Genomic DNA, 17,649 nt, shown 5'->3' on the forward strand with positions numbered 1-17,649 from the left:
AGCGGCGTCAATGGCGTCGCCGTCGGCTTGAACGCCAATGCGCAAGGTACGAACACCATAGCGGTGGGGACCGGTGCACAGGCACTCGGCGCCAGCAGTCTCGCCGTGGGCAATACCGCTTCCGCAGGAAGCGCCGGTATTTTTGCGACTGCGGTTGGCTACAACGCCAACGCAAGCGCCAACACCTCGACTGCTGTGGGTTTTGGCGCCAATGCCACAGGCGCAAACTCAGCGGCGTTTGGTGAGAGTGCTGCCGCGCGAGGAACGGGCAGTGTCTCGCTCGGCTCGGCATCCAACGCGACGGGCGGTCAATCGGTCGCCTTGGGTAGCAACGCAAATGCGCTGAACACCAGCGCTATTGCCATCGGCGTCGGCTCACAAGCCCTCGGCGTCAGCAGCATCGCCATCGGTGTCGGCAATCGCGTCACAGGCGCCAAGAGCGGCGCGATCGGCGACCCGACCACCATCACCGGCACCGGCAGCTATTCGCTGGGTAACGACAACAACATCGCATCCAACAATGCGTTCGTGATCGGCAACAACGTCACCATCGCCTCGGGCCTGGACGGCGCCGTGGTATTGGGCAACAACTCAACGGTGTCGGCGGCGACGGCTTCGGCCAGCACGACCATCGGCGGTACGACCTACACCTACGCCACTGCCGGCGCTGCGCCTGCGGCAGGCGATGTGGTGTCGGTCGGCACTGCCACCGCGCCTCGCCAAATTCAAAACGTGGCTAATGGGCGAGTAACGGCTACGAGTCTGGACGCAGTCAATGGCTCGCAGCTCTATTCGGGCCTGAGCACTACCGGCAGCAGCATCGCTTCGCTGTCCACGTCGACCAGCACGGGGCTGAGCACGGCCACCAGTGGCATCGGGTCGCTGTCTACCGGCTTGAGTTCCACGAACAGCAGCGTCACGTCGCTGTCTACCTCCACGAGCACGGGTCTGAGCACCGCCACCAGTGGCATCGGGTCGCTGTCTACCGGCCTCAGTTCCACGAACAGCAACGTCACATCGTTGTCGACTTCGACATCGACCGGCCTGAGCACGGCCACCAGCGGTATTGGATCGCTGTCGACAGGTGTGAGCACGACCAACAGCAACGTCACGTCGCTGTCGACCTCCACGTCGACGGGCCTGAGCACCGCCACCAGCGGTATCGGATCGTTGTCGACAGGTGTGAGCACGACCAACAGCAATGTCACTTCGCTGTCGACCTCGACCAGCACGGGCCTGAGCACGGCGACAAGTGAAATCACGTCGCTGTCGACCTCCACGTCGACCGGCCTGAGCACGGCCAACAGCAATGTGACCTCGTTGTCGACTTCGACCAGCACAGGCCTGAGCACCGCCACCAGTGGCATCGGATCGTTGTCTACCGGCCTTAGTTCCACCAACAGCAACGTCACATCGTTGTCGACTTCGACATCGACCGGCCTGAGCACGGCCACCAGCGGTATTGGATCGCTGTCGACAGGTGTGAGCACGACCAACAGCAACGTCACGTCGCTGTCGACTTCGGCCAGCACGGGTTTGAGCACGGCGACAAGTGAAATCACGTCGTTGTCGACCTCGACTTCGACGGGCCTGAGCACCGCCACCAGTGGCATCGGCTCGCTGTCTACCGGCCTCAGTTCCACGAACAGCAACGTCACATCGTTGTCGACTTCGACATCGACCGGCCTGAGCACGGCCACCAGCGGTATTGGATCGCTATCGACAGGTGTGAGCACGACCAACAGCAACGTCACGTCGCTGTCGACTTCGGCCAGCACGGGTCTGAGCACGGCGACAAGTGAAATCACGTCGTTGTCGACCTCGACTTCGACGGGCCTGAGCACCGCCACCAGTGGCATCGGCTCGCTGTCTACCGGCCTCAGTTCCACGAACAGCAACGTCACATCGTTGTCGACTTCGACCAGCACGGGCCTGAGCACCGCCACCAGCGGTATCGGATCGTTGTCTACCGGCCTGAGCACGACCGATAGCAATGTCACGTCGCTGTCGACTTCGACCAGCACGGGCCTGAGCACCGCCACAAGTGGCATCGGATCGTTGTCTACGGGCGTGAGCACGACGAACAGCAATGTGACGTCGCTGTCGACCTCGACGTCGACCGGCCTGAGCACCGCCACCAGCGGTATCGGCTCGCTGTCCACGGGTGTGAGCACGACCAACAGCAACGTGACGTCGCTGTCGACTTCGACCAGCACGGGCCTGAGCACCGCCACCAGCGGCATCGGCTCGCTGTCCACGGGTGTGAGCACGACCAACAGCAACGTGACGTCGCTGTCGACCTCGACCAGCACGGGCCTGAGCACCGCCACCAGCGGCATCGGCTCGCTGTCCACGGGTGTGAGCACGACCAACAGCAACGTGACGTCGCTGTCGACCTCGACCAGCACGGGCCTGAGCACCGCGACGAGCGGTATCGGATCGTTGTCTACCGGCCTGAGCACGACCGATAGCAATGTCACGTCGCTGTCGACTTCGACCAGCACGGGCCTGAGCACCGCCACCAGCGGCATCGGCTCGCTGTCCACGGGTGTGAGCACGACCAACAGCAACGTGACGTCGCTGTCGACCTCGACCAGCACGGGCCTGAGCACCGCGACGAGCGGTATCGGATCGTTGTCCACCGGCGTATCCAACCTGACGACATCCTTGTCCACCGGCATCACGACCGGCGGCCTGGTGGTCACAGGCGCGACCACGACCAACGGCATCGACAACAGCGGGCAGAAGATCACGAACGTCGCAGACGGCACGGCCGCAGCCGACGCGGTCAACTTCAGCCAGTTGACCAGTCTGTCGACCAGTGCCGGTGCGGCCGCCAAGTACTTCCAGGCCAACTCGAGCGGCACGGCAGCCAGCGCGACGGGTGCTGATTCCGTGGCCATTGGCCCGCAGTCGGTCGCTTCGGTTGCGAACGCCGTTGCGATCGGCAACGGTGCCAGTGCATCGACCGCTAACTCCGTGGCGCTCGGCGCAGGAAGCACGGCGACGGTAGCGGCAACGCCGACGGCCAGTTCCACCATCGGTGGGGTGACCTACTCGGGATTTGCGGGCGCCGCGGCAGCCACAGCGGGTACGGTGTCGTTCGGCACAGCCGGCAATGAACGACAACTGCAAAACGTCGCTGCCGGTCAGGTCACGGCGACCTCGACCGATGGCATCAACGGCTCGCAGCTGTATTCGGGCCTGAGCACTACAAGCAGCAACGTCACGTCGCTGTCGACTTCGACGTCGACCGGGCTGAGCACGACGAACAGCAATGTGACCTCGTTGTCGACTTCGACCAGCACCGGTCTGAGCACGACGAACAGCAATGTCACGTCGCTGTCGACCTCGACGTCGACGGGCCTGAGCACCGCTACCAGCGGCATCGGATCGCTGTCTACCGGCCTGAGCACGACCGATAGCAACGTCACGTCGCTGTCGACTTCGACGTCGACCGGGCTGAGCACGACGAACAGCAATGTGACCTCGCTGTCGACTTCGACCAGTACCGGTCTGAGCACGACCAACAGCAATGTCACGTCGCTGTCGACCTCCGCGTCGACGGGCCTGAGCACCGCTACCAGCGGCATCGGATCGCTGTCTACTGGCCTGAGCACGACCGATAGCAACGTCACGTCGCTGTCGACTTCGACGTCGACCGGGCTGAGCACGACCAACAGCAATGTGACCTCGTTGTCGACTTCGACCAGCACCGGTCTGAGCACGACGAACAGCAATGTCACGTCGCTGTCGACCTCCGCGTCGACGGGCCTGAGCACCGCTACCAGCGGTATCGGATCGCTGTCTACTGGCCTGAGCACGACCGATAGCAACGTCACGTCGCTGTCGACTTCGACGTCGACTGGGCTGAGCACGACCAACAGCAATGTGACCTCGTTGTCGACTTCGACCAGCACCGGTCTGAGCACGACCAACAGCAACGTCACGTCGCTGTCGACCTCCACGTCGACGGGCCTGAGCACCGCCACCAGCGGTATCGGCTCGCTGTCCACCGGCGTATCCAACCTGACGACATCCTTGTCCACCGGCATCACGACCGGCGGCCTGGTGGTCACAGGCGCGACCACGACCAACGGCATCGACAACAGCGGGCAGAAGATCACGAACGTCGCAGACGGCACGGCCGCAGCCGACGCGGCGAACTTCGGTCAGCTGACGAGCCTCTCCACGAGCACGTCGACGGGTCTGAGCACGTCGAACAGCGGTATCAGTTCTTTGTCGACCGGCATGAGCACCATCAATTCGACTGGTGCCAAGTACTTCCACACCAACAGCACACTGCCCGACAGCAGTGCGCTGGGTACGGACAGCACGGCGATCGGGCCGAATGCGGTGTCCAACAGCGTCAACAGCGTGGCCTTGGGCCGGGGCGCGGTGGCAACTGGCATCAACAGCATGGCGCTTGGCGCCGGTGCTACGACGTCGGTCGCCAACAGCGTGGCTTTGGGCGCGGGTTCCAGCGCAAGCGTGGGGGCGCTCACCAACTACATCGGCTATGGCCTGGCGGCAACCCAGACCTCTACCGGCGAAGTGAACGTGGGTGGTCGCCAGGTGACGGGTGTGTCGGCCGGGTCGGCGCAAGGCGACGCGGTCAACGTGTCGCAGTTGTCGACCACGACCAATTCGCTTTCGACCAGCATCAGCAGTCTGAGCACGTCAACCTCGACGGGGCTGAGCACGACGAACAGCAATGTCACGTCGTTGTCGACTTCCACGTCGACCGGGTTGAGCACCGCTACCAGCGGCATCGGTTCACTGTCGACCGGACTCAGCACGACAGACAGCAATGTCACGTCGCTGTCGACGTCCACGTCGAGTGGGTTGAGCACGGCGACCAGCGGCATCAGCTCGCTGTCGACCGGCCTGAGCACGACCGACAGCAACGTCAGCTCGCTGTCCACCTCGACGTCGACCGGTCTCAGCACGGTGACCAGCAATGTGTCGTCGCTGTCGACCGGACTCAGCACCACCAACAGCAATGTCTCATCGCTGTCGACCGGACTGAGCACGACGAACAGCAACGTCAGTTCGCTGTCGACGTCGACCTCTTCGGGCCTGAGCACCGCCACCAGCGGCATCGGTTCGTTGTCGACCGGACTGAGCACGACCGACAGCAATGTGAGCTCGTTGTCGACCTCGACATCGACCGGATTGAGCACGGTGACGAGCAATGTCGGATCGCTGTCGACTGGCCTGAGCACCACCAACAGCAATGTCGGCTCGCTCTCCACCGGACTCAGCAGCACCAGCAGCAATGTGAGTTCATTGTCGACAGGGCTGAGCACCACAAACAGCAACGTGACCTCGCTGTCGACCTCCGCATCGACCGGGTTGAGCACCGTGACCAGCAACGTGGGCTCGTTGTCTACGGGACTGGGTTCGGTCTCTACCGCGGTCGGGTCGATCTCGACCACGGTGGCATCGGTGTCCACGACTGTCGGCTCGTTGTCGACAGGCGTCAGTTCGCTCTCGACCGGACTGAGCACCACGAACAGCAATGTCGGTTCTTTGTCGACAGGTGTCGGCTCGATCTCGACCGGCATGGCGTCGCTGTCGACCGGGCTGAGCACCACCAACAGCAGCGTGTCGACCTTGTCGACTTCGCTGGAACCATTGGTCACCGCGGCTCAGGCCGCAACGGCCAACGGTGGCGCAGTGGTAGCTACGATCACCGGCGGTAAGCAGAGCGGGCAACTGATGACGCAATCTCGCGCCATTAACAATACCTCCGTCGTCGCAGTGGGTGCAGGTTGTGGGGTTGCAAACGGTGTCGACACGACAGCTACCGGCACCTGTGCGCAGGCCGGCACGATGGTGGGGGTGAACGGCGCAACGTCGACCATCGTCGCCAACGGTGCCACGGCCTACGGTTCGCAATCGCTGGCGCAAGACAGCAACACGACGGCGATCGGCTTCCGGTCGACGGCCAAGCAGGAGGGCTCGGTGGCCATCGGCTACCAGGCTCAGGCGCTGGCAGATCCGTCGACTGCGGTGGGTGCCAACTCGTACGTTGCGGCAAACGCCGACAACGGTGTCGCCATCGGTGCCAACGCTTCGGTGACAGGCGCAAACGGCACGGCTCTGGGCTTCGGGTCCAGCGCGATGGGCGCCAACTCGGTGGCCCTGGGTGCAGGCTCGATCGCCACCCAGCCGAACACGGTGTCGGTCGGTTCGCCGGGCAATGAGCGTCGCATCACCAATGTTGCGGCAGGCATTGCGCCGACAGACGCGGCCAACGTGAGTCAGTTGCAAAACTCGCAGCAGCAAATGAACGCTCAACTCGGCGCGGTTTCGAAAGTCGCTTACTCCGGCACTGCGTTGGCTTTGGCGATGTCAGGCACTTACATGCCGTCACTGAGTGCAGGCGAAAAAGCGGTTGGTCTGGGTATCGGTACGTACCATGGCTACACAGGCTTCGCGCTGAACTTCAAGCAGATGGCTGACGACGGCCAGATGACATGGGGTGCCGGTGTCTCGACCACGGGCAAGGAGTGGGGATTGAACGCGGGTATCGGCTGGAAATGGAAGTAAGCACTCTTACTTGAGTTCATGATGGGCCTCCGCGTTTTGGCGCGGGGGCCTTTCCTGTTTTTGACTTGGGCCAGAAAATATGCGCATCGGTATTTCGGTTATCAGTCACGCGGGCCAGAACGTGTGGGAAAACGGCATGGGGCAGAACGTGTTCTTCCTCGCGCGTTTGTTCCAACGCCTGCCTTTTGTTCGCGATGTCGTATTGATCGATGTGGGCGATCAGGCAGCCATGCCTGCACAGGTCGACATGGGTGCCATGGGCCTGCGTCGACTCACGCAGCGTGAAGCTACCGACGAGGTCGACGTCGTCATCGAGTTGGCGGGCGCGCTCGATCCGCAGTGGCTGCGATTGATGCGGGCACGAGGCAAAAAGGTTGCGTTTCTTTCTTGCGGGCAACCTTATGTAAGTTTGATAGAGCCGTCGGTGTTCCAGAAGCCGGGACACCTTGGCGGCACCGACCGATGCGACGAAGTCTGGCTGTTACCGAAAGACGCCGAGTTCGTGCCGATGATGCGCACCCTGAATCGCTGCTCGGTGCACATCGCGCCATTCATTTGGCAACCCTATTTTCTCGACCGCCGCATTGAAGAAGTGGCGTCCATCACTGGCGTTCGATATGGCTACAAGCCGCGCGAACCCGACGCGAGCGGCCACAGGGCAGGTTTGCGCGTCGTGAGTTTCGAACCCAATATTTCGGTCGTCAAGACATCCAGCATTCCGATGCTCCTGTGCGACGAGGCCTACCGTGCCGACCCTTCGGCCGTTCAGATGCTGCACGCGCTCAACACGTTGCACATGACGACACATCCGACCATGCTCTATCTGGCGAACTCGCTCGATCTGGTAAAGCAGCACAAGGCTGTCTTTCTGGGGCGCCACGACATCGTCGGCTACATGGCGCAGCATGCGGACGCGGTGGTGTCGCACCAGTGGCAGAACGAACAGAACTACAGCTACCTGGACGCGCTGTATGGCAACTATCCGTTGATTCACAACTCGCCGTGGCTGCGCGATGTGGCAGGCGCCGGCTATTACTACCCGGGCTTCGATGCGGCCGAAGGAGGCCGTCAACTGCGCGTCGCCGCACAGACGCACGATGCGCAGCTGGACGACTATCGCGTGCGGGCGCAACGCACGTTCGAGGCGGTCGACCCTTCCAGCCGAGCCAACCTCGATGGCTACGCGACCCTGTTACTTCGCCTGCAAGGAGCGCCAGCGTGATCGAGCGACAACTCAAGGTCGGCGTATCGATTTTCGTGCGCAAGGGCGAGCAGTCGCTCTGGGAAAACGGCATCTTCCAGAACTGCCTTTTCCTGGTGATGTTGCTGATGCGATCGCCACGCGTGTCCGCGACCTACCTCGTGGCCGGCGGGGGCGACGGCACCCCGACCGACGCGCGGTTCCTCGCCAACTCGCCGGTGCCAGTGATCGACCTGGCGACGGCTGCTGGAGAGCTCGACGTGATGATCGAGATGAGTGCGCAACTGTCTCGGGAATGGGTCATCGCGTTTCGTGAGAAGGGCGGCAAGGTCGCTTCGATGCGTGTCGGCAACGACTACGTGATCGACATCGAGCGCATGGTGTTCGACAAGCCGAACGGCCTGTTGATCAACAGCGCGCCGTACCACGCGGTGTGGACCCTGCCCGAATACGAGGCCACATGCGTCCCATATTTCGCGAGCACCTTTCGTGCGCCGGTGAGCATGCTGCCGCACCTGTGGAGTCCGGTGGTGCTGGAGCGCGCGCTGACCAAACAGCGCATCGATGCGCCTGCCAGCGCACCGTTCGGCTATCAGCCCGGCAAGAAGCGTTGGCGACTCGGCATGTTCGAACCCAATGTCTGCATGGTGAAGACCAGCCATATCCCGATGCTGGTGTGCGAGAACGCCCATCGCGCCAATGCGAACCTCATCGAGCACGTGTATTGCTACAACACCTTCCACATGAAGGACCATGCGGTGTTCAACGCCTTCGCCAGCAGCTTGGACATCGTGCGGCATGGGCTCTCTACTTTCGAGGGGCGCTTTCCGATCTACCAGGTGCTGGCGCCGAACGTCGATGCGGTCATCAGCCACCACTGGGAGAACGGCCAGAACTATGTGTACTACGAGGCGTTGTACGGCAACTATCCCTTGATTCACAACTCGAAATTGATCGACGACTGCGGCTACTACTACGACGGTTTCGACTGCGAGGAGGGTGGAGTCGCATTGCAGCGCGCATTTGCCGAGCACGACCGCGACATCGAGCTTCACCGGCTTCGGGCACAACAGTTCCTGCGCAAGCTCGACCCTGAAAGCGAGGTGAACGTGCGGATATACACGGCGGCCATCGACGCGCTTTACAAGGAGGTTTGAGTGATGACCCTTCGGCCGCTTTTTCTCCGCAGGCTCACGCTGGGCGTACTGCTTCTCGTGGGCGTTGTGTCCGCAGTGGCGCAAGGAGTTCTGGTGCCACCGCAACAGGCTGCAGCACCCGTGAATGCGCTTGCGGCTGCGGCTGCCAACGTCGGCTTGAAGCGCTGCCTGCCCGCGTTGCAACGCCTGTCGTCGGCGGCAGTGCAGGGCGCAAAGGCGAACGACGTGCTGCTCGATTGGGATCGAAAGCGCACCAACGACAGCGCCACGTTCGCGATGATCGGCATGGAGTACGCGAACGGTGGCGCTGCGATGTCGATCACGGCAATTCCTGAAGCAGATGGTGCCTGCTCGGTGCAGGCGGAACGGATCTCCGTCGCCCCCTTTACTTGCCAGAGCGTTGCGCAGCAAGAACTGGTCGGCTACCGTCGAACGCAACTGCTTCCCAACTTTGCCGTCTACACCGATGGCAAGGATCCGACATCGTCGGTGTCGCTGATCGACTCACCGCCCGGCTGTCTGGTGATTCGACGCTATGTCGAGTTCAATTGGAAAGACCCATCGGCCGTTCCGGCGCGTCGCTGAAGCGGACTATCGGAGCCACGTCATGACCCAGGCCTTTCGTCAGATCACACTCGTCTCGGTCAATGGCCTGGCGGACGCGACCGGCGCAGCGCTTGCCTTGCAGCACAGCCTGGCTCAAATGCCTGGATGCCGAGCGCTCTTGTGCAGCCCGGTCCGTCCTCCGGACCTTGCGAAGGGCATTCGTCACTTAACGGTGGCATCCATGAACTACCACGAGTACAGCTGGTTCATGATGTTCGCCCTCTGGCGGGTGATCGACACCGAATTCGCGCTGGTCGTGCAGGAAGACGGCTGGGTCGTCAACGCCGCCAACTGGCGCGAAGACTTCCTGGACTGTGACTACATCGGTGCGCCGATTCATCTGGCGCATATCGTTACGCCAGAAGGCAGTTACTGGAAGAACAGTTTCGAGTGGACACACGAGAGCAAAGAACCTGGGCATAGCGTGACTCCCGTGCAAAACGGGGGATTCAGCCTGCGGAGCCAGCGCTTCATGCGGGCGTTAGTGGAGCACCGGCATATTCGCGTGGAAATACCGCCGCCGGATGCAGTCGATGGTGATCCGCTGCGCATGCGGTGGCACAACAACGCATTGCTCGAAGACGTGCAGTTGAGTGGCGTGTTGCGACCGGCTCTCGAGAAAATCGGTATGCGCTTCGCATCAATAGATACAGCACGCAGTTTTTCCATAGAGCACGCCGGGCCGTCACTCCATCATGGTTACGACGCCATGCAGCTGTTCGGTCACCATGCCAGGGTGCGTCGACTCACCAGCGTGGCACCGCTCACTGTCGGTTGCGGCATTCCGTTGTCGCAACTCGACAACTGGTACGGCGAGCGGGACATTCTCATGATGTTCGAGCGCAATGGCTATCGCATCGAGTTCGCTGCAGAACCTTCGCCTGTGCTGCGCGCTCCCGGCGGGCTGCCTTTGCACACGCGAAAGGTGTTTGATTGCTTTACGTACAACGGCGAAGACGACATTCTTGCGGCGCGTCTGAACGAACTGTCTGCCGTCGTCGATTTCTTCGTCATCGTCGAGGCGGATTGCACGTTCAACGGAGAGCCGAAGTCCTTGACCTTCGATGCGGGCGATGTGCGCTTTGCACCGTTCGCTGCGCGGCTCCGCTACATCGTGGTTCATGATATGCCGGAAGATGAAGCAACGGCGGTCTCTGCAGCGGTGCAGTCTTCGCAGAAGGACTGGCTGCTAGACAAGCCGCAAACGGGGCACTGGGTTCGCGAAAAATTTCAGCGCAATCAGGTGATGCGAGGTATTGCCGACGCAGACCCCAACGACCTTGTCATGATTTCGGATGTCGACGAAATACCGCGCGCAGACGTGGTTTGCATGATGCGCGACGACGTTGCGCACGATGTCTTTGGCCTGAGTCTGGCGTTCTACTATTTCTATGCGAACTATCGCAACGTCGAAGGCCCCGAAGTAGCGAGCATCTGGACCGTCGCTGCAACACGCGTCCGACTGGATACGACCACGCCGGACCGATTGCGGATGGAAGTGCGCAACGGCGTGCAGCCCGCGATGTTGATAGGCGACGCGGGCTGGCATCTGTCGTACATGGGAATGAGCGACGAAGACGTGCGCCGCAAGATATCGACTTTCGCGCACCAGGAATACAACACACCCGATATTCTCGCGACTGTCGACATTGGCGCTCTCACGGCATCGGGGCTGGATCTGTACGGAAGGCCCGGTTATGTCTGGAAGGTTGTCAGCCCGGCCGAGGCACCGCGCTGGATGGCCGATCAACCCGGTCTGCAGCACTTGTTTCTGGCGCCGTGAAAAGAGCAGATAGACGAACTGATAGACGAGTGTGCCAAACGAAAGCGGTCACGCGTATTTCTGCGCCCGCGTCAGACGGACGTCTTTTGAACGTACAGCTGATACAGCGGCGCTCGCAGTATTTGCAGCTTCCTGAAGTAACAATTGACGAACGCGTCGACTGCAATTTTTGGGCATCGCAGCGGATCTCTGCCCAGAGGAAGCTCTTCGGCCCAGAGGTAGTCGTCGAAGATCATGACGCCACCGACCCGCAGCAGCCTGAAGCCCAGTACCGCGTCTGCCAGCACGTCGGGGGCCTGGTGCGAGCCGTCGACGTAGACGAAGTCGAATGTCTCGGCGTGGCCCTGGCCGACGAGCTGAGCGAGACAAACGTCAGAGAGTCCCTTGTGCACCACCAGGTTCACCGCACTCGGTGCATTGCGAATGGCGAGTGCAGTGTTGGCATGGAATCTTGCCTCGACCTCACTCATGTTGGTGATGCCGTCAAGATGCTCGACGCCGCCCGTCCACGTGTCCACGCAATGGATTTCGATCGCATGATCGGGCGTCAGCCTGTCGATGAGATAGCAGGCGCTGGCGCCCTCGTAAGAGCCGATTTCAAGAATGCGTTGCGGCTTGATCTGAGGGATGAGGCCTTCCCAGATGGGCTTGACCACATCGAACCAATCGTTCGTGAACGCGTAAGCGTGAGTGCCTTGATTCAATGCCGTCTCCCTGAATTTTCGAAGATCAACTTTTACACGCACCGGCGCCCATTAATCAAGGACTCATCATGGTTGTTCCAGATCTTTTAGCGCGGCAATTTGTAGACATGCCAGCGCGTCACAAAGAGCTTTCAGTGATTGCCAGCATGGATGACGATGCGGCAAAGCCTAATCAGCGTTTGCTCGACCTCGTCGTCGATGTCCTGCCGCAAACGTGCAAGACGAGACTGCCCATCTTTGACGGGCGAATGTCGGCGGAGCCACGCTGGTTCGACACGTGGCCCGGCGAGCACTACCGACTGCTCGCGGCGATCGTCAAGACACTCCATGCCAGCACGGTCATCGAGATCGGTACGTTCACCGGTATGGGTACGGTGGCGATATTGGAGGGACTGCGGCCTGACGGGCGCGTTGTCACTTTTGACCTCGTTCCGTGGAACAGCTTCGAGCAGACCTGGTTGCAAGAAAAAGACTTTAGCGAGCGGCGGATGTCGCAGGTGCTCGCCGATGTTTCCGCGCCGGGAGGCATCGAGCCCTACCGGGAGCTCTTCGAGGCGGCCGACTTCATTTTTATCGATGGGCCCAAAGATGGGGTGACGGAAGCGAACATCCTTGCCAATCTGGCAACGCTCTCTCTTCACCGTGATCCGATCGTTTTTTTTGACGATATCCGTGTGATGAACATGGTCGGTATCTGGCGTCGCGTGACCCGACCCAAGTTCGACATCACCTCGTTCGGGCACTGGAGCGGTTCGGGCTTGATCGACTGGAACGGAAATTGAATGAACGTATTTGGAAATAAAAAACTAGCAATTAATAGTTAATCATTTGCAATTAATTTGTAATGAGATTATTTGCAATTCTTCAGTCGCGGAATAAGTTGGCGATTCGACGCTAAATGCTTACCCGGGTGCCGATTGTTATTGGCGAGTTAACAATGATCGAATAAAGTTTCAGTCTGCTCCCGGTAACTAACCGAACGCTTGATCACGTCATCCGACGCTTCGAACTGTTCAACAAGGCTCGGGTGGGCACTTTCAATAACACCTGCAGGGAGACTTCGATTTGGGCGCACTCGGTACGATTCAGGATATGGCCGTCTTCGTCGAGGTCGCGCGTGCGCGCAGTCTCACAGAGGCGGGCAAGACGCTGTGCGTGGCGCCCTCGACGTTATCGAGGCGCCTCACAGCCATCGAATCCGCGATGGGTGTTCGCCTGTTGCAGCGCTCGACGCGTCGCATCCAGTTGACCGAGGCAGGTGCCGATTACTTCGCTCGCAGCGAGGCCTTGACTCTCGACGCGTTGCGCTTGCACGACGCCTTCAGGGCGGTCGATCAGCAGCTCTCGGGTCGATTGGTAGTTGCAACCCCGGCGGAATGCGGGCTCGGGTTTTTGACCGGGACTATTTCCGAGTTTATTCAACGCCATCCCAAGCTGGAGCTCGAATTGAATCTTTCGGCGCGGCATGCCACGGACGAGCCGAGTCGCCATGACGTCGCTCTGCAGTTGGGTCCCGTCGACGCCACGCCTCCCACAGGCGCTCTCGTGCGAGCCGTTGGCACGGTGCAATGGCGGCTCTATGCGTCGGAACGCTACTTGGCAAAGTCGGCACCGCTGCTTGTGCCAAGCGACCTCTGCGCGCACAACTGCATCGTCGAAGGACGTGATCCCGGCCTGAATGTTTGGCAACTGCAACATAACGATTTGCGCGCTTCCGTCCAGGTAAGGGGCACCCTCGCGACCAACAGTGTTTCTTTGCGTGCGCGTTTTGCCAGCGAAGATTTCGGAATTGCCGCGCTGCCGGCTCACATGGCGGCGGGCCTGCCGGCTGCTGGCGCATTGGTCCCCGTGCTGTGCGGTTGGGAACTGCCGCCCATGGCGCTCAGCGCCGTAGTCAGCGAAAAGTCGTCCCTGCGCAAAGGCCGTGTGTTTGTCGAATGGCTCGAATCAAGGTTGCGTCGAAGCGCCACGGTCTGATGGATTCGCTCGATCAACTCCAGGATATAGCCGCGTTCGTGGCCGTTGGCGAACTGGGCAGCCTTGCACGGGCGGGCGTGCAATTGGGTATTCCGGTCGTGATGGTCTCGAAACGCCTCAGTGCCCTCGAACGATGGACGGGCACCAAGCTGACGATGCGGGGTGGCCGATCAATCCAGCTTACGGCTGATGGTCAGATCTATTTCGCGCGCGCCAAGCCGCTGGTGGCCGCCGTGCATTCGGTCTACGCAGAAACCGTTGCGGCGGCCGCCAGTACGCAGGGACGGCTCGTCGTTTCCATGCCACCCGATTTTGGAAATAGCTGGATCTCACCGCTTCTAGGTGACTTCATCCGCGCGCATCCGGCCATAGAACTCGAACTCGACCTGTGTCCAGAGGTCGTCGATCCGTCTGTCATGCGAGTGGATGTGGCGATACGGGTCGGCCCCGTGCATGAGCAATTTCTGATTGCGCGGCCGCTGGGTGCGATTGCGCAGCACGTTTTCGCGGCGCCCGACTATCTTGCCGGCGCGCCGGCGCTGAATCGCCCCCAGGACCTCGAGGCCCACGCCTGCATCCTTCTGGAAAAGCCCCCAGGCGGTACCACCTGGACCTTCAGCAAAAGCGATGAAAAGGTCGATGTGAGAGTTGCTGGCCGACTGTCTACCAACCAGGTGCAGATGGCGCATCAACTGGTAAACCAGGGCCACGGCATCGCGGCTCTGCCGGTGTATCCGGGGGCATTTTCGGAGGCTGCACGCACTGGCGTACGCGTGCTGGCCGATTGGCAAATGGCGAGCGTTCCTGTGTATGCGCTGCTGCCGTCGCGCCTCGTATCGCCCAAGACCAAGCTCTTCATCGACTACCTCGCGAGCGCGTTGTCGTTCGCCGATACGAATGCCGGGGGCGACGCTTCGCGTCGGCTGAGCAGAACCTGAACGCGCGGCTCGCGATAATCGGCGCACTTTCAAGGAGTGCTTGTGGATATCGTTTTGCTGGTGAAGGCCGCGGTGATGGGCATCGTCGAGGGCCTGACCGAATTTTTGCCGATCTCTTCGACCGGCCACCTCATATTGGCGGGCTCACTGCTCGGCTTCGACGACGACAAGGCCAAGGTCTTCGACATCGCGATCCAGACCGGCGCCATCTTCGCGGTCATCCTCGTGTATTGGCAGAAGATCCAGTCGACCATCGTGGCGTTGCCGCGGCAGCCCAAGGCTCGCCGGCTGGCGCTCAACGTGCTCATCGGATTTTTGCCGGCGGTGGTGTTGGGGCTCTTGTTCGGCAAGGCGATCAAGGCGCACCTGTTCATCCCTATCGTGGTGGCCAGCACCTTCATCATCGGCGGCTTCATCATCCTGTGGGCCGAGAAGCGGCCGCCGGGCGCAGTGCGCGTCGAGCACGTCGACGACATGACGCCGTGGGATGCGCTCAAGGTCGGGCTGGTGCAATGTTTTGCGATGATTCCGGGCACCAGTCGCAGCGGATCGACCATCATCGGCGGCATGTTGCTCGGGCTCAGCCGGCAAGCGGCGACCGACTATTCGTTCTTTCTGGCGATCCCGACCTTGATCGGTGCGAGCGTGTACAGCCTCTACAAAGAGCGCGCGCTGCTGTCAATAGCTGACATTCCGCTCTTTCTGGTCGGCCTCGTGTTCGCGTTCATCAGCGCATGGCTCTGTGTGCGCTGGCTGCTGAAGTACATCAGCACGCACAACTTCGTGCCGTTCGCCTGGTATCGCATCGCCTTCGGCATCGTGGTGCTGGCGACCGCATGGAGCGGGATGGTGGTCTGGGCGGAATAACTCCAAGTCACATCACCATCGCGCCAACGCGCGGGCTGCGGTGTTCAGTCGTAAGACGCGGACACTGCTGTCATGGTCGGCGGCGTAGCGCAGGCGGAATCGGGATGGAGAGTCGGCACCGCCATCAACGCGCCACGCAAGGTGCGAAAGACAGTTCGTGAACAGCCCTGAAGCAGGACTTCGGCGCGTTCAACCCGCTCGATGCCTCCCTGCATGAAGCGAAGTGTTTTTGCGGGCGAGGCATGGCTGGGGATGGGATTTTGATCTGCGAACTTCAGAGCGATTGCCAATGCTTCCGCGAGCAGGCTTGCACTGGCGCTGCGCAGGGCTTGCCCGTGCTGTGCCGTCCAGTAGGCTGTGAGGTCGCCATCTTCTTGCGGGCTTCCGACGACGCGGATGGTCGCCGTGTATGCCGGCGTTGCCAATTCCGGATTTCGGACCTCCACGATGGTGTCGAGAACGATGGCCTTCTGGTCTTGCGTCATCGAGAAGACGGGGCTTGCAGATACCTGCAACGCCTTGCCGCTCATTGTCTTGGGGACTATGTTTCGCGTTTGGGTCCACGCTTGCGCGTAGAGATCACTGCTACGGTAGTCCGTCAGGATCGACTCGTAGGGCAGGAGAATCTTGTCCGCCTCTAACTGCACGCTGTTCTTCTGTGATTCGCGAGCATGGTTGATAACTGCCGCATTGATCAGGAATGAGACGGCAGTCACGGCCGCGAGCGCAGCGTTGCCGGAGCCAACTATGAGTGCGGTCTGGGCGTTGACCCCAGCGTAGTCGAAGCTGGCCAGACCGCGAAACTCCACGCCCGGAGTTTTAGGCGCAGCCAGCTGCCAAACTGGCTCGACGGGCGCAGGCGTGTCAGCGGCAATCGACAAGACAGGTGCAGCCAACGTTGTTTGTGTGGGCTCGGCGTTCTGCGCAATTGCAATTGTTGCCAGACTCAAGCTCAAGGGGCAAAGGAGCAAACTCCAGAGGCCCCGGCTGGAGCGGTTTGTAAGCTTCATTTGGCGCTCGCCGATCAGTCTGCGATGGCTTTGGTCACTTCATCCCGATGGGACTCAATCGCTTGAAAGTAGGCGTTCGTCAGCCCAGGGTACTTCGGTGCTTCATCCCATGCCCCGTCAGCTGCTTTCAGCGCGGTGACTGGCAAAAACCAGTCGTAGGTGTTGCTTCGAAGGTCGATCAGCGAGGTGATGGAGCTGATTCGCGCTTTAGGTTCGCTGGTTGGAAAATAGGACGCATAGGTCCGCACATAGCCAACACTCGAGACCTGGACGAAAAGAAGCTTTTCGACGCCGTACTTCAACCGCAACGAGGTGAAGTCTTTTCTCGCAATGTTGGGGCCGCTTGTGCCGAAGTTTGGCAGCGTTGTAACGTCCAGTGGCTCATTGATCACCACTGGCTCGGCACCCTTCTTCTTGACCAGCGAGGCAAGTTCTTGCTGCAGGGCCGCAAGATCGTCCGTAGGCAATGCCTGTGCATGCGTCGTCAAGGACGAGTTCACGGCACTGACAATTCCAATGCAGAGCAGGCAGTCCGCACCTGGGAAAAAAGTGTTGGGCTTGGGCAGCACCGCCATGGCGATGCCCACCTTGCCGGACTTATTGCTCAGCGCACCACCGTTCAGTGGCAGAGGAAGCTGAGGCGTAGCACAACCCGCTAGAAAAACAGTGACCGTCGTGATCGCCGCAGCGAAAGAGACTCGCATGACTTACTCCCTGATTTGTTGTAGCAAGGATTAAAAGCCGAGGACATGGTCTGTCGATCAACGGCTCGCCGATGCTCGAAAATTGGCAAAGTTCGCGTGAACGAATTGGGTTCTTTAGAACGCCAAGGGTTGGTTGCAAACCACAAC

General features: G+C 60.8%; 12 protein-coding genes and 2 pseudogenes. 11 read left to right on the forward strand and 3 right to left on the reverse strand.

Annotated elements, in window-relative coordinates:
* Positions 1-51: 51 nt before the first annotated feature.
* The 6 genes and pseudogenes from H7F36_RS22230 to H7F36_RS13450 all read left to right on the forward strand — a co-directional run.
* A pseudogene (locus tag H7F36_RS22230) lies at positions 52-4,704 on the forward strand (beta strand repeat-containing protein); the annotation flags it as partial.
* A 1,017-nt stretch (positions 4,705-5,721) separates the two neighbouring features.
* Positions 5,722-6,555 carry a YadA family autotransporter adhesin gene (locus H7F36_RS22240; protein WP_261802652.1) on the forward strand — a complete coding sequence of 278 codons (834 nt, stop codon included), beginning with the start codon at positions 5,722-5,724 and terminating at the stop codon, positions 6,553-6,555.
* A gap of 79 nt (positions 6,556-6,634) precedes the next feature.
* The gene (locus tag H7F36_RS13435) at positions 6,635-7,777 is read left to right on the forward strand and encodes a DUF2827 domain-containing protein (RefSeq protein ID WP_187051292.1); all 1,143 of its coding nucleotides are present in this window, start codon (positions 6,635-6,637) and stop codon (positions 7,775-7,777) included.
* Positions 7,774-8,913 (forward strand): DUF2827 domain-containing protein, encoded by a 1,140-nt coding sequence (locus tag H7F36_RS13440; protein WP_187051293.1) that lies wholly within the window; start codon positions 7,774-7,776, stop codon positions 8,911-8,913. Before H7F36_RS13435 ends, H7F36_RS13440 begins: the two co-directional genes overlap by 4 nt.
* A 3-nt stretch (positions 8,914-8,916) precedes the next feature.
* Entirely contained in the window at positions 8,917-9,498 is a 582-nt protein-coding gene (locus tag H7F36_RS13445; RefSeq protein ID WP_261802653.1) for a hypothetical protein, read from the forward strand.
* A 202-nt stretch (positions 9,499-9,700) separates the two neighbouring features.
* Positions 9,701-11,302: a DUF5672 family protein gene (locus H7F36_RS13450; RefSeq protein WP_187051295.1), complete on the forward strand. Its 1,602-nt coding sequence runs from the start codon at positions 9,701-9,703 to the stop codon at positions 11,300-11,302.
* Between the two features lie 71 nt (positions 11,303-11,373).
* On the opposite strand, the gene H7F36_RS13455 is transcribed toward H7F36_RS13450, so the two are convergent.
* Positions 11,374-12,006 carry a class I SAM-dependent methyltransferase gene (locus H7F36_RS13455; protein WP_187051296.1) on the reverse strand — a complete coding sequence of 211 codons (633 nt, stop codon included), beginning with the start codon at positions 12,004-12,006 and terminating at the stop codon, positions 11,374-11,376.
* Positions 12,007-12,074: 68 nt separating this feature from the next.
* On the opposite strand from H7F36_RS13455, the gene H7F36_RS13460 reads away from it, so the two are divergent.
* The 5 genes and pseudogenes from H7F36_RS13460 to H7F36_RS13475 all read left to right on the forward strand — a co-directional run bounded on the left by H7F36_RS13460 (position 12,075) and on the right by H7F36_RS13475 (position 15,788).
* On the forward strand, positions 12,075-12,788 hold the full coding sequence (locus H7F36_RS13460; RefSeq protein WP_187051297.1) for a class I SAM-dependent methyltransferase: 714 nt from the start codon (positions 12,075-12,077) through the stop codon (positions 12,786-12,788).
* Between the two features lie 310 nt (positions 12,789-13,098).
* Positions 13,099-13,206, forward strand: a pseudogene (locus H7F36_RS22480) (LysR family transcriptional regulator); the annotation flags it as partial.
* An 87-nt stretch (positions 13,207-13,293) separates the two neighbouring features.
* A complete protein-coding gene (locus H7F36_RS13465) occupies positions 13,294-13,983 on the forward strand; it encodes a LysR substrate-binding domain-containing protein (protein ID WP_261802278.1) in 690 nt (229 codons plus the stop codon).
* A complete protein-coding gene (locus H7F36_RS13470; protein ID WP_187051299.1) occupies positions 13,983-14,921 on the forward strand; it encodes a LysR family transcriptional regulator in 939 nt (312 codons plus the stop codon). Before H7F36_RS13465 ends, H7F36_RS13470 begins: the two co-directional genes overlap by 1 nt.
* Before the next feature lie 42 nt (positions 14,922-14,963).
* Positions 14,964-15,788: an undecaprenyl-diphosphate phosphatase gene (locus tag H7F36_RS13475; RefSeq protein ID WP_187051300.1), complete on the forward strand. Its 825-nt coding sequence runs from the start codon at positions 14,964-14,966 to the stop codon at positions 15,786-15,788.
* 44 nt (positions 15,789-15,832) lie between these two features.
* Here H7F36_RS13475 and H7F36_RS13480 read toward each other — a convergent pair whose 3' ends face one another.
* The gene (locus tag H7F36_RS13480; RefSeq protein WP_187051301.1) at positions 15,833-16,798 is read right to left on the reverse strand and encodes a hypothetical protein; all 966 of its coding nucleotides are present in this window, start codon (positions 16,796-16,798) and stop codon (positions 15,833-15,835) included.
* Positions 16,799-16,812: 14 nt separating this feature from the next.
* On the reverse strand, positions 16,813-17,502 hold the full coding sequence (locus H7F36_RS13485) for a hypothetical protein (protein WP_222620381.1): 690 nt from the start codon (positions 17,500-17,502) through the stop codon (positions 16,813-16,815).
* Positions 17,503-17,649 lie beyond the last annotated feature (147 nt).

Origin of the sequence: Variovorax sp. PAMC28562, assembly GCF_014303735.1 — a bacterium.
Lineage (GTDB): Bacteria > Pseudomonadota > Gammaproteobacteria > Burkholderiales > Burkholderiaceae_C > Variovorax.